This is a genomic window from Kitasatospora sp. NPDC028961 (genome assembly GCF_055564815.1).
Window position 1 is genome coordinate 366,111 of the sequence record NZ_JBVHVO010000002.1, and the last position, 13,079, is coordinate 379,189.

Consider the following 13,079-nt stretch of genomic DNA (forward strand, 5'->3'; position numbering starts at 1 on the left):
GCGGTCACATCCCGCCGCCGAGGGTGACGCCGCCGTCGACGACCAGGGTCTGGCCGGTGATCCAGGCGGCGTCGGAGGAGAGCAGGAAGGCGACCGCGCCCGCGACGTCCTCCGGGACGCCGAGGCGGCCCAGCGGGTACGCGGCGGCGACCTGCTCCTCGCGGCCCTCGTAGAGCGCCGCGGCGAACTTCGTCTTGACCACGGCCGGCGCCACCGCGTTCACCCGGATGCCCCGGGGGCCGAGTTCGGCGGCCAGCTCGGTGGTCAGCCGCATCAGGGCGGCCTTGGAGACGCCGTACATGCCGATGCCCAGCGAGGCGCGGATACCGGTGATCGAGGCGACGTTGACCACCGAGCCGCCGTGCTCGCCCATCCAGGCGGCGTGCGCGCGGCGGGTCCAGCCGAGCGGGGCGAGCACGTTGACGGCCAGGATCTTGGCGGCGGCCGCCTCGTCGGTGTCCAGGACCGGGCCGAAGACCGGGTTGATGCCGGTGTTGTTGACCAGGTGGTCCAGCCGGCCGAAGGCCTCCATCGTGCGGGCCACCGCTTCGTCCTGGTGGGCCGGGTCGTCCGCCTTCCCCGCGACGCCGATGGCGACCTCGGGGCCGCCCAGGTCGCGGACGGCCTCGGCGAGCGGCTCGGCGGTGCGGGCGGTCAGGCAGACCCGGGCCCCGCGGGCGACCAGCTCGCGCGCGATCCCGAGGCCGATGCCCCGGCTGGATCCGGTGACGACGGCCACCTGGCCCTTGAAGGAGTGCACCACGGAGGGTCCTTTCGCACGGTTCTGCGGAGTTGTCGGGTCCCGCGCCGTCCGGCCGGCCCGGCCGCCAAGGGGGGCCGGGCCGGCCGGACGGACCACCCGACCGGGCTCGTGACTAAGCGCTTGCTTAGCATGCTGTCGGTGCGGGACCCTGTCAACAGTCGGCCGGGCCTCCCGGCCGGCGCAGCCGGAATTCCGGTACGACTCATCTGCGAGGATGGCGCCATGACCAGCACGCCCATCGCCGAGCTCTGGCCGGCCCTGCCCGGCGCCGCCGACGCCCGCCCCGAGGCGGCGTTCCGGCTGCTCCAGGCCGCCGTCGAGTCCTTCGCGGAGCGCGGCTTCCACGCCACCACCACCCGGGACATCGCCACCGCCGCCGGGATGAGCCCGGCCGCGCTCTACATCCACTACCCGTCCAAGGCCGCCCTGCTGGCCGAGATCAGCCGGGCCGGCCACGCGGCCACCCTCACCCTGGTCCGCGACGCGGTGGCCGGCGAGGGCGAGCCGGTGGCCCGGATGCGGCGCCTGGTGGAGGAGTTCACGGCCTGGCACGCTCGGGCGCGGACGGTCGGCCGGGTGGTCAACTACGAGCTGCACGCGCTGCCCGAGGACGCCTACACGGTGGTCGCCGCGCTGCGGCTGGACATCGAGCGCGAGGTCAGCTCCCTCATCGCGGCGGGCGTCGCGGCCGGCGCCTTCGAGGTCGCCGAGGTCCGCACGGCGGCCCGCGCCGTCACCTCGCTGGGCATCGACGTGTCCCGCTGGTACACCGACCGCAGCAGCGAGAGCCCGGAGGAACTCGGCCGCCGCTACGGCGAGCTGGTGCTGCGGATGCTCGGCGCCCGGGTCGGCTGAACGCGGGGCGAGGGTCGGGGTGCGGCGCGCGGGCGGGGCCCGGGGCTAAGGCTTCACGGCGGTGTGCACGAACCACGAGACGTACTCCCGCACCTGGTACATCTCCACCACCGACCGCAGGTTGAGCCACTTCTCGGCCGGCCCGAACAGCCGCAGCAGGGCGTACGGCAGCCGGAAGTAGGCGTAGAGCGCGTCGGAGGTCGGCCGGTAGCGGGCGGTGGCGTCCAGGGCCTCCTCGACCCGGAAGCCCGCCCGGGCGAGCAGCACGCTCAGGCTGCGGGAGTCGTACCGCTTGGCCCCGGGGAAGACCATCGCGTCCATGAACGGGTCCAGCACCGCGTGCCCCTCGGGGCTGATCTCCTCCGGCGGCGCGCCCACCGGGCCGAGCAGCACCAGGCGCCCGCCCGGCCGCAGCACCCGGTGGAACTCCGCCAGCGCCCGCTCGGGGTCGTAGGCGTGCACCAGGGTCTCCATCGAGTAGACGCCGTCGAAGGAGCCGTCCGGGAACTCCAGGTCGTGGTAGTCGCCCCAGGAGAAGCTCGTCCGCTCCTCCAGCGCCGCACGGGCGCTGAGCCGGCGGGCCTCGCGAACGTGGAAGTCCAGCACGTCGACGCCGGTGACCCGCAGGCCGAACCGGGAGGCCAGCTGCCGCGCCACCACCCCGGCGCCGCAGCCGGCGTCCAGCACCCGTGACCCGGCGGGCAGCGACAGCTTCCGGCCGAGGACGCCCTCCAGCCGGCGCTGCGCCTGCCAGCACCGCCACTTCGACTGGCCGGGTTCGGTCCACCCCCAGTGCCGGGCGTTGCGACAGACGAGCGTGTAGAAGAGCCTGCTCCCCGGGCGCCCGTAGACCCGCCGGAGCCCGGGGAGATCGAGTTCGCCACTGACCATCTGAACCTGCCCGGTCTTGCGCTGCTGCGCGGCCCAGCTGCTCCGTGCCGCGGCTGTCCCGCCCAAGCTACCGACGCGCCACCGGGCCCGCCGTCCGGTGCGCCCGCCCGGGTGGCCCGGGTCCGGGGCCCCGGTCGGCCAGGGCGGACCGGGCGGGCCGATCCGGGCGGTCCGGAGTCTTGTGCCGGGGCCGGGACATGCCAGATGATCACGGTGTTCGGTCATGATCCACTCAAGGGTCGTGGCCCCGACAGTTCTGATCGACGGGGGTTGGCGATGTCCACACATTCCACGCACGGCACGCGGTCCGGGGCCTCCGGGCCCGAGGGCGACGGCGGCCCGGGGCGCCGTCCGGGCCGGCGCGCCCTGCTCGCCGGGCTGACCGGCGCGGGCGCCGTGGCCGGGAGCCTGGCGCTCGGCGGCCAGAGCGCCCTCGCCGCGCCCGCCGCGGTGGCGGCCGGTGCGGGCGGGTACGTGGTCGACGTGGTCGCCAAGGGCGCCGACCCGACCGGGGCCACGCCCAGCGACACCGCCTTCCGGGAGGCCGTGGCCGAGGTCCTCGCCGGTGCGCCGGAGAGCGGCGTCACCCCGAGGAAGGTCCTGCTGATCCCGCCGGGCACCTACCTGCTCACCCAGCCCGACAGCCTGCTGCCGGCCACCCAGAACACCGACCGCACCAAGCAGAGCGTCATCGACGGCATCTCGATCACGGGGTTCGGCAAGCGCCTCTCCCGCATCGTGTACGCGCCGACGGTCCGCGACACCGTGTTCTGGCGGAACATGGACCGCTACCGGAACATCCGGATCAGCGGCCTGACCTTCGAGAGCCAGGACGCCACCGCGACGTTCAACTACTCGTACTCCTCCAAGACCTTCGGCGTGCAGGACACCTGGTACACCGACGTCGACTGGCGCGGCACCTGGAAGGCCGGCATCGTCCTCGACGGCCCCACCGCCAACTCCAACCTCAACAGTGAGATGGGCTGGGACCACTGCCAGATCAGCGGCAGCTACGCGGACGCCTTCCTGGTGATGGGCGGGACACCGACCGAGCAACAGCAGGACCAGTTCCTCAACTTCTCCTTCCGTGACTGCAAGGTGGAGTTCCAGTCCGGCGTCTTCGTGCGCAACGAGCGCGGCGGCTCGATGAACTTCATCGGCGGGTCGTACATCCTGGTCGACGCCAAGTCGACCGGCACCTTCTTCAAGCTGGGCGCCAACTCGCCGCGCGCCGACTCGGTGATGCGCCTGTACGCCCAGGGCATCCGCTTCGAGATCCGCGGCCCGGGCCACAAGGTGATCGACTCCTCCTGGTACAAGGGCAGCATCACCTTCGTGTCCTGCGACGACACGGCCCGCTCGTTCGAGTCCTGGGTGGACGACACGGTCGTTCCCCACGTGTACCGCTTCGACGCCGTCAACCCCTCGCGCGGGCCGGTGATCCGCTACCAGGACTGCGCCCTGCTCGGGTCGCACCAGGTGACCTCCGGCACCGCGACCACCGCCGGCAAGCTGCTGTACGACGGCAGCCGGTTCGCCAACCGGTCGGAGGGCACCGGCGCCGCCGGCTTCCTGCGCTGGACGGGCCCCGCGCCGTGGTACGAGTTCCGCGACTGCCTGGTGAAGGGCGTCCGGCTGCCCGACGCCAAGGTGCCGTAGCCGAGCCGACGGCGTGCCCCGGACCGGTCGGTCCGGGGCACGCCCGGTCTGTCGGGGCGCCCGGTTCGTCACGTCGCGCCCGGTCTGCCGGGGCGCGTCCGGCCGTCGGGGCAGGCCCGCGGAAAAGCGGCTGACAGTCCGACGGCACCCGCGCTACGCTCCCCGCGATGACTACTCCTTCCGCATTCGGATTGGGGGCCCCGTCCGCGCAAGGTGAGTGCTGATGCTCACTTCGACCGCGGACAGGCCTTCCCGCCTTTCCCTCTGGCTGCGCGTGCGCGAGTTCGCCGTGCCGCCGTCCATGATCGAGACCGCGACGGCCCGCCGGCAGGCCGGCGACTGGGCCGGAGCCTGCGCCGCCGCGAACATCGACGTCGACCTCGACCTGCGCACCGTCACGCGCACCCACGGCCGGGCCCTCGCCGCCGAACTCCGCGCCGACCTGCGCAGACTGGCCCCCGACCTGCTCCGCTGGCATCTGCCGAGGATCGCCCCGGACGGTCTGCTGCGCCCGGGCCTGACGGTCGCCCTGGCCCGCTACGACGCCCACCGGCCCGACGGCGGGCCCCCGGTGCGGCTCGTCGCCCGGACGCCGCCCGCCTGGGCGGACGCCGGCCAGCGGATCAGCCTCGCCCTCTGGGACGGCTCCCACCGCGCGGCCGGTGCCTCCCACTACCCCCACCCCCGCCCCGACCGGCGGTTCCGCCTCGACCTGCACCGCCACCTGTGGGACGCCCACCGCAGCGGCGAACTGCGCCACCGGTCCGGCGCCGACGGCCGCTCCCGGCCGGACCGGGAGCCCGGACCGCGGGGCGAGCCGCCGCCCCTGCCGGACGCACCGGGGCTCCGCTGCGCCGTCGGCCGCTGGGCCGCCGAGGCCGACATCCTGCTCGCCGCCGAGGGGCGCGCCGGCGGGCCGGTGGACATCCGCCTGGGAGCGCGGCGGCGGCTGCTCCTGGAGCCCGTCGCGGACGGGGACGGCCCGGGGCCGCCCGCCCGGCGGATCGTCGCCGCGCCCGTCGGCGGCGCCGGCCCGGTCCTGCCGGTGCTGCCCGACGCGGCGACCTGGGTGCTCCCCGACCTCGATCTGCTCCGCACCGGTGCGATCGGGGCCGACCGGCTGCACCCGCTGGTCGCCGCGGCGCTCGCGCCCGGCCACGCGCCGGCCGGACCGGCCCCGCTCCAGGACCGGCCCGGGCAGCCGCGCCCGGTGGACTGCCGCGGGGCCCGGCACCGGATCGGCCTGGTCGACGGCGTGCTGACGGCGCTGGACCACGACCCGGCGGAGATCCGCCGGGAGGAGCTGCTGGTCGCGCTGACCGGCACACCGCTGCCCTGCCTGCAGGCCATCGACGAGGCGCACCGGCGCCCCGCCGGCCTCCACGGTGTCCGCGAGCGGCTCGACCACGGCGACACCGCCGGTGCGCTGGCGGTCGTCGAGGGGCTGCTCGGCCCCGACGCCCTGCTGCGCGGCGGCGCGCTGCGGGACGAGCTGGAGTCGGCCGCGCGGCGACGGATCAGCTACGGGCTGTTCCGGGCCGGCCTGGTCGAGCACAGCCCGAGCCCGGACCGCCGCCGCCCGCGCGAGCGCCGCGCCGGGGCCCTCGGGGCGACCGCGCGCTGACCCCGGGCCTCGCCCGCCGCCCTTCCCGCACGTACGCGTACTCCCCCCCAGACCCCGAGGTGATCGAACATGCCCATGTCCACGTCCACGTCCCTGTCCACGTCCCTGTCCGACTCCCCGGCCGTCCCGTTCTCGGCGGCCGCCACCCTCGCCGACCCGGACCGGGCCTCCCAGCTCGACGTCGCCGACTCACTGCTCACCCTGCTGCGCGAGACCGGTACCGAACCGCGCCCCGACGACCAACTGGAGGCGCTCACCCTGGCGGTGGCCGCCGACCGCCCCGTCCTGCTGTGGGGCGAGCCGGGCATCGGCAAGACCGCCGCCCTGACCCAGCTGGCCGAGACCCTGGACCTGCCGCTGACCACCGTGATCGCCAGCGTGCACGAGCCGTCCGACTTCTCCGGCCTGCCCGTCCTCGGCTCCGACCCGGCGCAGCAGGGCGTCCCGATGGCTCCGCCGGACTGGGCCGTGCGCCTGGTCCGGGCCGGCCGGGGGCTGCTCTTCCTCGACGAGCTGTCCACCGCGCCGCCGGCCGTCCAGGCCGCCCTGCTCCGGCTCGTCCTGGAGCGGCGGATCGGCTCGCTGCAACTGCCGCCCGAGGTCCGCATCGTGGCCGCCGCCAACCCGCGCGCCTCGGCGGCCGACGGCTGGGAGCTGAGCCCGCCGCTGGCGAACCGCTTCGTCCACCTCCAGTGGGTCCACGACCACGACGTGGTGGTCCGCGGCCTCGGCGGGACGTGGCCCCGGGCCACCCTGCCGCGGCTCGACCCGCGGCGGCTGGCGGAGTCGGTCGCCTTCGCCCGGCGCGCCGTCTGCGGCCTGCTCGCCGCCCGCCCCGCGCTCGTCCACCGGCTGCCCGCCAACGAGACCCGCCGGGGCGGCGCCTGGCCGTCGCCCCGGAGCTGGGAGACGGCGCTCTGCCTGGTCGCCTTCGCCACCGCGGCCGGCTCCTCCCGGGACGTCCTCTCCCTGCTGGTCAGGGGCACGGTGGGGGACGGACCCGGGCTGGAGCTGCTGGCGAGCCTGGACCGGATGGACCTCCCGGACCCGGAGGAGCTGCTGGCCGATCCGGCCGGCGCCGAACTGCCCGAGCGCGGGGACCTCCGCCAGGCCGTGCTCGACGGGGTGGTGGCCGCCGTCCGCAAGCGGCCGGAGAAGGACCGCTGGGACGCGGCGTGGACGCTGCTCGTCCGGGCGACCGAGACCGGCGCCCCGGACCTGGTGGTCGTCCCGGCGACCACGCTCGCCTCGCTGCGCCGGCCGGACTGGGACGTCCCGGCCGCGATCGAGCGGCTGGCCGGGGTGGTCTCGCTGTCGAACCGGGCCGACCGGTCGGTGGCCCGGGTCGCCGCCAAGGCGGGCCGATGAGTCAGGGTAGCCAGGGTAGTCAGGGGAGTCAGGGGAGCCCGATCAGCCGGATGAGTCCGGGGAGTTCGATGAGTGCGGGCCGGGTGGCGGTGCCGGACGGGCCCCGGGGGCTGGACCTCGACAAGCTGTTCGCCGCCCGGCTGCACGCGGCGAAGGTCCGGCCCTATCTGGCGACGGCTCTGTTCGCGCTGCACACCGTGGAGTCGCGGCGCGTGCCGACGATGGCGGTGGACCGGCACTGGCGGTGCTACGTCTCGCCGGTCTTCGTGGACCGCACGCCGGTGGAGGAACTGGCCGCGGTCTGGGTGCACGAGGTCTCGCACCTGCTGCGGGACCACCACGGGCGCAGCGACCGGGTCGCCGAGGAGCGCGGGCTGACCGGCCCGGGGGAGCGGCTGCGGATGAACATCGCGGCCGACTGCGAGATCAACGACGATGCCTTCGGCGACGGGCTGGTCGAGCCCGAGGGCGCCGTCCGGCCGACCTCCCTCGGGCTCCCCGACGGGGATCTGATGGAGGACTACCTGCGCCGGTTCAGCCTCGGGCCGCTGACCGAGAGCCTGATCTGGCTGGACTGCGGCAGCGGCGCCGACGGACTGGCGCGGGAGTGGGAGTTCGGGCCGGACGGCGCGCACGGGCTGAGCGCCCAGGAGCGGGACGCGGTGCGGTTCCGGGTGGCGCAGGGCATCACCGCCCGGCTGGGCAGCGCGCCGCAGGCGTGGCAGCGGTGGGCCGAGGAGGCCTTCCACCCGCCGCAGCGGTGGCGGGAGTTGCTGGGCGCGGCGGTCCGCACGGCGGCGGCCGGCTCGGGCGCGGGCGAGGACTACACCTACGGCCGGCCGTCGCGGCGCTCGGCCGGGCTGCCCGGCGTCGTGCTGCCGAGCCTGCGGCGCAGACCGCCCCGGGTCGCCGTGGTGATCGACACCTCCGGCTCGGTCAGCGACGCCGAACTGGGCAGCGCGCTGCTCGAAGTGGCCGCGATCGCCCGGGCCGTGGGCGGCGGCCGCGACCTGGTCACCGTGCTCCCGTGCGACGCGGCGGCCCGGGTCGCGCACCCGCTCTGCCGGGCCGAGGGGATCCCGCTGGTGGGCGGTGGCGGCACCGACCTGCGGACGGGTTTCGCCCGGGCGCTGCGGGGCCCGTCCCGGCCGGACGTCGTCGTGGTGCTGACGGACGGGCAGACGCCCTGGCCGGAGTCGCGGCCGCCGTGCCGGACGGTGGTCGGGCTGTTCCCCCGGGCGCGGACCGACTCGCACCTGGACGAGGAGGACCCGGACTACGAACCGGAGGCCCCGCCGGAGTGGGCCGCCGTGGTGCAGATCGGGTAGGCACGCGCGGTCCGGCGCCTCCGGGCGCTCCCGGGCCGGTCCGTCCGCCGCCGACCGGTCCAATCCGCCGCCGGCCGGTCCGGCCGCCGCCGGGTCGCGCCCCTGCCCGCCGTCGGGATCCGCCGGGTGAGTGAAGTCCTTCACTCCATCGGGTGGGGCGGGCGGGTGTCGGGCGGAGGCGGCGGTTAGCTGGACGACGGGGGTCGTTCGGAAGGGCGCGGATGGGGCGTACGGTTCGGCACGGTGACGTCGCGACCCGCTGCGTGCTCGCGATCCTGCTGGCCGCCGTCCTCGCCCTGCTGACCGGGGCCGGGACCGTCGACTCCCTCCACCGCCTCGCCCTGGACCGCTGTGTGACGGCCCAGGAGACGCCCGCCGCGCCCGCCGTGCCGCTCGACCCGGACACCTGCCCCGAGCCCGGCGAACGCCGGCGCGACCACGGGAGCACCTCGGGCACCGCCTCCACCCACCGGGCGGGCCACCACAGCCGGGCTCCGCTGCCGGGCCTGCTGCCCCCGGCGCCACGGACGGTGGCCGGCCTCGTGGCCGGCGCCCCGCCCGGTCGCGCCGCGGGCCGTCCCGGCACCGATCCCGCCCGCCCCGACGGGGCCGGGCGAGGGACCGTCCTGCGCTGCTGACCGGCCCCGGGGCCGTGCTCGGGGGTCCTGGGCCCCCGCGCGGTTCCGCCGTGTCCACCGTCGGGTTCACACCGCAGGAGATCCACCATGCCCTTCGACGTCTACACCGCCATGGGCGCGCTGGTGCGCGCCGAGGCCTGCCGCACCACCACGCCCGCCCTGCCCGCCACGCCGACAGCGTCCGCCCCGTCCGCCCCGTCCGCCTCGTCCGCCTCGTCCGCCGAGCAACTGCCCCCCGTTGCGGAGGAGTTCGGCGGCGGTCCGACCGCGTGCGACACCGACCGGGCGCGGCGCCGGCCGTCGGCCCGCTCGTCGACCCGGCCGTCCGCCCTCTCCTCTGCCCTGCGCCGGCTGGCCGCCCGGCTGGGCTGAGCCGCCGGACGACCCGGGCGGCGGCCGTCCGTCGGTACGGCCGCCGCCCGTGGAGCCCGGCCGCGGGGCCGTGGGCGGGGCTGCCCGTCGCGTTGTCGGTGGCAGTGGCTAGCTTGTGCGGTGTCGGCGGGTACGGCCCGTGCGACGACGCTTCCGACGTCGCCCGAAAGGGGCCCTTGCCATGCCAGTCGCCGCCGACGAGCAGGTCACCTATCTGGAGCTGTCCGAGGACGCGGGCAGCGCGCACAAGTTCTACGAGGTCCGGGTCGCCGGCGTGGTCGTGACGGTCAGGTACGGGCGGATCGGTGAGAGCGGCCAGGAGAAGACCACCTCCTACCCGACGGTGGAGAAGGCGGCCGCCGCCGCGGCGAAGAAGCTGGGGGAGAAGGTCCGCAAGGGCTACGCCCCGGCGGTGCGCGGGGTGCGGCAGCGACGGGCGGTCACCCGCCGGGCGATCGTCAGCAGCGGGTCGACGGCCCGTCAGGCGCCGGTCCTGTGGCGCTTCAGCTCGGGCGCCGCGGCGTTCGGGATCTTCGTCGGGGAGGAGCACGCCTGGGTCGGCAACGAGCGCGGCGACGTCTACACCCTCACCCACGACGGGCGGGTCACCGGCCGGTACGGGTTGCCGGACGGGGTCAAGTGCATCGTGGCCGACGACTGGTGGATCTACGCCGGGTGCGACGACGGCAAGGTGTACGACCTGGGCGGCAAGGTGCCGCGGGTGGCGTACGAGATCGCCGAGGACGTGGACATCTACTGGCTGGACATCCACGACGGGGTGCTCGGCGTGGCCGACGCGCGCGGCGGCATCACCACCGTCGACCACGAGGACGAGTTCCAGTGGCGTCGCAAGGCCACCGGCACCGACGGCTGGATGGTGCGCTGCGACGACGACGGCGTCTTCCACGGTCATTCGCGCGGCGTCGCCCGCTACGCGGCCCGCAGCGGCGACCCGGTCTGGCACACGCCGACCGAGGGCGAGGTGCTGTTCGGCTGGCAGGAGCGCGACGAGGTGTTCGCCGGCACCTCGCGCGGCTGGGTGCACCGGCTGCGCAAGACGGACGGCTCCGAGGCCGCCCGCTACCGCTGCGACGCCGCGGTGTTCTCCTGCGCGTCCTCGCCCGACGGCCGGTACGTCTTCGCCGGGGACAACCACTCCTCGGTCTACTGCTTCGCCGCGGACGGCACCCGCCTGTGGAAGCTCGGCACGGGCTGCGGTTCGGCCTACAGCATGCAGTACCGCGACGGCCGGCTCTACATCGTGACCACCGACGGCTCGCTGGCCTGCCTGGACGCGAGCGAGCAGGCGGTCCGGGCGGCCGAGGGCGGCCAGGTGCCGCAGGCCGCCGAGGTGGACGGCAGCGGGTGGCAGGCGGCGGTGGCGGGCGCCGAGCTGGAGGTGGTGGTGGCCGGCTCGGCCGGTGCGGCCGGGGGCATCGAGGTGGAGTGCGTCCAGGAGGGCACCCGGGTGCGGGTGCGGGTGGTGTCGGCCGGGTACGACCGGAACCGCCGGGTGCAGTTCCCCAAGGACATCCGGGTGCCGGGGGCCCGCTACGTGGTGGCGGAGGTGCTGGAGTCGGGCAACGGCGGGTTCTACCGGGCGCGCGGCGACATCAAGCGCCTGCTGTGACCGGCGGGCGGGGGCTCGCCCCCGCCGAGCCGTCGTGGACCGTCGCGTGGCCGGTGGCCGCGCGACCGTCGTCATCCGATCCCGGTGACGGTCGACGCCAACGACAGGAGCAACGCGCCCAGCGCCCCCGCGGCGCCGTAGCGCCGCAGCCCGCGCCGGTCCTCGTGGCGGCGGACGTACCGGGTGGTGGCGGCGGCGAAGGCCAGGCCTCCGCCGACGAACCACGGCCCCCACAGGTAGAGGTACCAGCGGGTCAGCCCGACCAGGTCGGGTGCGGGGGTGAGCGCCCCGGCCTCCACCAGCACGCCGTGGGCCACGAACAGAGCGCCGTGCCAGAGGAGCAGCACCGCCGCTCCGCCGCCGCAGAGCATCAGGGGGCGGCTGGTCCGCCCGCCGCGCCGGCGGGTCAGGCCGACGCCCAGCAGCGCCCCGAAGAGCTTCAGGAATCCGGTCACCCACAGGACGGCCACGAACCAGGTGACCCGGTCGTCGGCCAGCTCCAGCAGGGACGGCGACACCGTCGACCGGGCACCGAGGGTGCTGCCCGCAGCCCAGACGAAGCTGGGTACCGCGAACAGCAGCCCCCATGCCGCGGCGACCGCCCCGGGCCACCCGTCCGGGGTGGGCCGCCGGCCCGGGGCCGGCCTCCGGCCCGAGGTCGGTAGGGGCGTCCGACGCAGGTCCGGCCGGATCGGGCCGGGCCCGCAGTGCTTGATCGTCATGGCTCCACCGTGGCGCGGCCGGGGCGAGGAGGCGTCCTCCCCGGAGACGATCGGCATCCCCCGCGCGAGCTACTTCCGGGCGAGCCGTCTCCCGGCTGAGCCGTCTTCCGGCGGTGCTGTGCGGGGTCCGTGCGGGGTCCGTGCGGGGCGTGCCCGGGCCTGTCCGGGCCGCCGGCCGACCGCTACCGTTCCACCGTGGCGAGCAGCAGGTTGGGGTCGGTCCGGGTGAAGTACGCCGCGCTCGGGACGTAGACGGTGTCCCCGCGGACGGCCACCGAGGTGGGGTTGGAGAGGCCGTCCGCACCGGTGAGGACGGTGTGATGAGTCCCGTCCGCCGCGATGTAGGCGGCCTCGCTGCCGCTGTTGAGGGCCGCGATCACGTCGTCGCCGTGCCCCGCGAAGTCGAAGTCGTCCAGCCCGGGGAGACCGGTCGCGCGGACCTCGGCCTGGCCCGCGGTCCCGTTCCGGCCGAGCGGGATGCGCAGAAGGGTGCCGGTGTCGGTGTTGCCGACCCAGACGGCGTGGTGGTGGAGCTTGAGGCCGTTGGCGCCGAAGGCCGCGGTGGGCCTGAGCCGCGCGTCGTCGGACCAGACCGTCGGGTCGCCGCCTGCCACGGGGACGGTGCGGATCACGCCGAGCGCCGAGTCGGCCGAGTAGAGGAGGCCCGCGCGCTCGTCGAGGGCGAGGCCGTTGGGGAGGCTGTCCGCCGGGAAGGCGGAGATCCGTTCGGGTGCGCCGCCGGGGCAGAGCCGCCAGATCCCGGTCAGATCGGCGGTGCCGGTCGCGTACCCGACGTAGAGGGTGCCGTCGTGGGCGCGGGCGATACCGCTGACGACGGCGGCGCCGAGCACCGGGGTGTTCGGGTCCGCGGGGGCGGGCAGGGTGGCGACGAGGGTGAGGTTCCCGTCGGGGTCGACGCGGCCGATCGCGCGGGCGAAGGAGAAGGTGAGGTCGGCGGAGCCGTCCGGTTCGAGGGCGATGTTCTCCGGCTGGAGGCCCTGGGCCAGGTCGAAGTGGGCGATGATCCGGGGCGCGGTGAGCGGCGGCGCCACGGCGACGGCCGGGGTGGCGGCCAGCAGGGCGAGGGCGGCGGAGGCGGCCGTGGCCGTGCCGAGCAGTCCGGCGAGGCGGCGGGGCATGGGGTTCTCCTCGAACGTTCGGGAGTGCGGCGGGGACGGACCTCGCGGTCCTGCCGCCAGCAGAGCACGCCCGGTGGCCCGACCCCGGTG

At 75.9% G+C, this 13,079-nt stretch carries 12 protein-coding genes; 8 read left to right on the top strand and 4 right to left on the bottom strand.

Going from position 1 to position 13,079, the window contains the following annotated elements; all coding sequences use genetic code 11:
• Positions 1-4: 4 nt before the first annotated feature.
• Positions 5-763 (bottom strand): SDR family oxidoreductase, encoded by a 759-nt coding sequence (locus ACZ4UX_RS05820; RefSeq protein WP_329486046.1) that lies wholly within the window; start codon positions 761-763, stop codon positions 5-7.
• A gap of 222 nt (positions 764-985) precedes the next feature.
• Here ACZ4UX_RS05820 and ACZ4UX_RS05825 point away from each other — a divergent pair, with 222 nt between their 5' ends.
• Entirely contained in the window at positions 986-1,618 is a 633-nt protein-coding gene (locus ACZ4UX_RS05825; RefSeq protein WP_329486045.1) for a TetR/AcrR family transcriptional regulator, read from the top strand.
• 45 nt (positions 1,619-1,663) lie between these two features.
• Here ACZ4UX_RS05825 and ACZ4UX_RS05830 read toward each other — a convergent pair whose 3' ends face one another.
• On the bottom strand, positions 1,664-2,509 hold the full coding sequence (locus tag ACZ4UX_RS05830; RefSeq protein WP_465705736.1) for a class I SAM-dependent methyltransferase: 846 nt from the start codon (positions 2,507-2,509) through the stop codon (positions 1,664-1,666).
• Between the two features lie 276 nt (positions 2,510-2,785).
• Here ACZ4UX_RS05830 and ACZ4UX_RS05835 point away from each other — a divergent pair, with 276 nt between their 5' ends.
• The 7 genes from ACZ4UX_RS05835 to ACZ4UX_RS05865 all read left to right on the top strand — a co-directional run bounded on the left by ACZ4UX_RS05835 (position 2,786) and on the right by ACZ4UX_RS05865 (position 11,128).
• Positions 2,786-4,168, top strand: a complete 1,383-nt coding sequence (locus ACZ4UX_RS05835; RefSeq protein ID WP_465705737.1) for a hypothetical protein — start codon at positions 2,786-2,788, stop codon at positions 4,166-4,168.
• Positions 4,169-4,391: 223 nt separating this feature from the next.
• Positions 4,392-5,792 carry a hypothetical protein gene (locus ACZ4UX_RS05840; RefSeq protein WP_465705738.1) on the top strand — a complete coding sequence of 467 codons (1,401 nt, stop codon included), beginning with the start codon at positions 4,392-4,394 and terminating at the stop codon, positions 5,790-5,792.
• 69 nt (positions 5,793-5,861) lie between these two features.
• Positions 5,862-7,160, top strand: a complete 1,299-nt coding sequence (locus ACZ4UX_RS05845; protein WP_465705739.1) for an AAA family ATPase — start codon at positions 5,862-5,864, stop codon at positions 7,158-7,160.
• Positions 7,161-7,228: 68 nt separating this feature from the next.
• Entirely contained in the window at positions 7,229-8,488 is a 1,260-nt protein-coding gene (locus tag ACZ4UX_RS05850) for a vWA domain-containing protein (protein WP_465705740.1), read from the top strand.
• 221 nt (positions 8,489-8,709) lie between these two features.
• Positions 8,710-9,126, top strand: coding sequence for a hypothetical protein (locus tag ACZ4UX_RS05855; protein WP_465705741.1), 417 nt, complete (start codon positions 8,710-8,712; stop codon positions 9,124-9,126).
• Between the two features lie 87 nt (positions 9,127-9,213).
• Positions 9,214-9,498 (top strand): hypothetical protein, encoded by a 285-nt coding sequence (locus tag ACZ4UX_RS05860; protein ID WP_465705742.1) that lies wholly within the window; start codon positions 9,214-9,216, stop codon positions 9,496-9,498.
• Between the two features lie 181 nt (positions 9,499-9,679).
• On the top strand, positions 9,680-11,128 hold the full coding sequence (locus ACZ4UX_RS05865; protein WP_465705743.1) for a WGR domain-containing protein: 1,449 nt from the start codon (positions 9,680-9,682) through the stop codon (positions 11,126-11,128).
• A 71-nt stretch (positions 11,129-11,199) separates the two neighbouring features.
• On the opposite strand, the gene ACZ4UX_RS05870 is transcribed toward ACZ4UX_RS05865, so the two are convergent.
• Both ACZ4UX_RS05870 and ACZ4UX_RS05875 read right to left on the bottom strand, forming a co-directional pair.
• Positions 11,200-11,850 carry a DUF3995 domain-containing protein gene (locus ACZ4UX_RS05870; protein ID WP_465705744.1) on the bottom strand — a complete coding sequence of 217 codons (651 nt, stop codon included), beginning with the start codon at positions 11,848-11,850 and terminating at the stop codon, positions 11,200-11,202.
• A gap of 182 nt (positions 11,851-12,032) precedes the next feature.
• A complete protein-coding gene (locus ACZ4UX_RS05875) occupies positions 12,033-12,989 on the bottom strand; it encodes an NHL repeat-containing protein (RefSeq protein WP_465705745.1) in 957 nt (318 codons plus the stop codon).
• Positions 12,990-13,079: the final 90 nt, after the last annotated feature.

Excerpts from the sequence above, each read along its gene's own strand:
- ACZ4UX_RS05825 (WP_329486045.1), top strand. The coding sequence starts at position 986 with ATGACCAGCACGCCCATCGCCGAGCTCTGGCCGGCCCTGCCCGGCGCC.
- ACZ4UX_RS05830 (WP_465705736.1), bottom strand. The coding sequence starts at position 2,509 with ATGGTCAGTGGCGAACTCGATCTCCCCGGGCTCCGGCGGGTCTACGGG.
- ACZ4UX_RS05835 (WP_465705737.1), top strand. The coding sequence starts at position 2,786 with ATGTCCACACATTCCACGCACGGCACGCGGTCCGGGGCCTCCGGGCCC.
- ACZ4UX_RS05840 (WP_465705738.1), top strand. The coding sequence starts at position 4,392 with ATGCTCACTTCGACCGCGGACAGGCCTTCCCGCCTTTCCCTCTGGCTG.
- ACZ4UX_RS05845 (WP_465705739.1), top strand. The coding sequence starts at position 5,862 with ATGCCCATGTCCACGTCCACGTCCCTGTCCACGTCCCTGTCCGACTCC.
- ACZ4UX_RS05850 (WP_465705740.1), top strand. The coding sequence starts at position 7,229 with ATGAGTGCGGGCCGGGTGGCGGTGCCGGACGGGCCCCGGGGGCTGGAC.
- ACZ4UX_RS05855 (WP_465705741.1), top strand. The coding sequence starts at position 8,710 with ATGGGGCGTACGGTTCGGCACGGTGACGTCGCGACCCGCTGCGTGCTC.
- ACZ4UX_RS05860 (WP_465705742.1), top strand. The coding sequence starts at position 9,214 with ATGCCCTTCGACGTCTACACCGCCATGGGCGCGCTGGTGCGCGCCGAG.
- ACZ4UX_RS05865 (WP_465705743.1), top strand. The coding sequence starts at position 9,680 with ATGCCAGTCGCCGCCGACGAGCAGGTCACCTATCTGGAGCTGTCCGAG.
- ACZ4UX_RS05870 (WP_465705744.1), bottom strand. The coding sequence starts at position 11,850 with ATGACGATCAAGCACTGCGGGCCCGGCCCGATCCGGCCGGACCTGCGT.
- ACZ4UX_RS05875 (WP_465705745.1), bottom strand. The coding sequence starts at position 12,989 with ATGCCCCGCCGCCTCGCCGGACTGCTCGGCACGGCCACGGCCGCCTCC.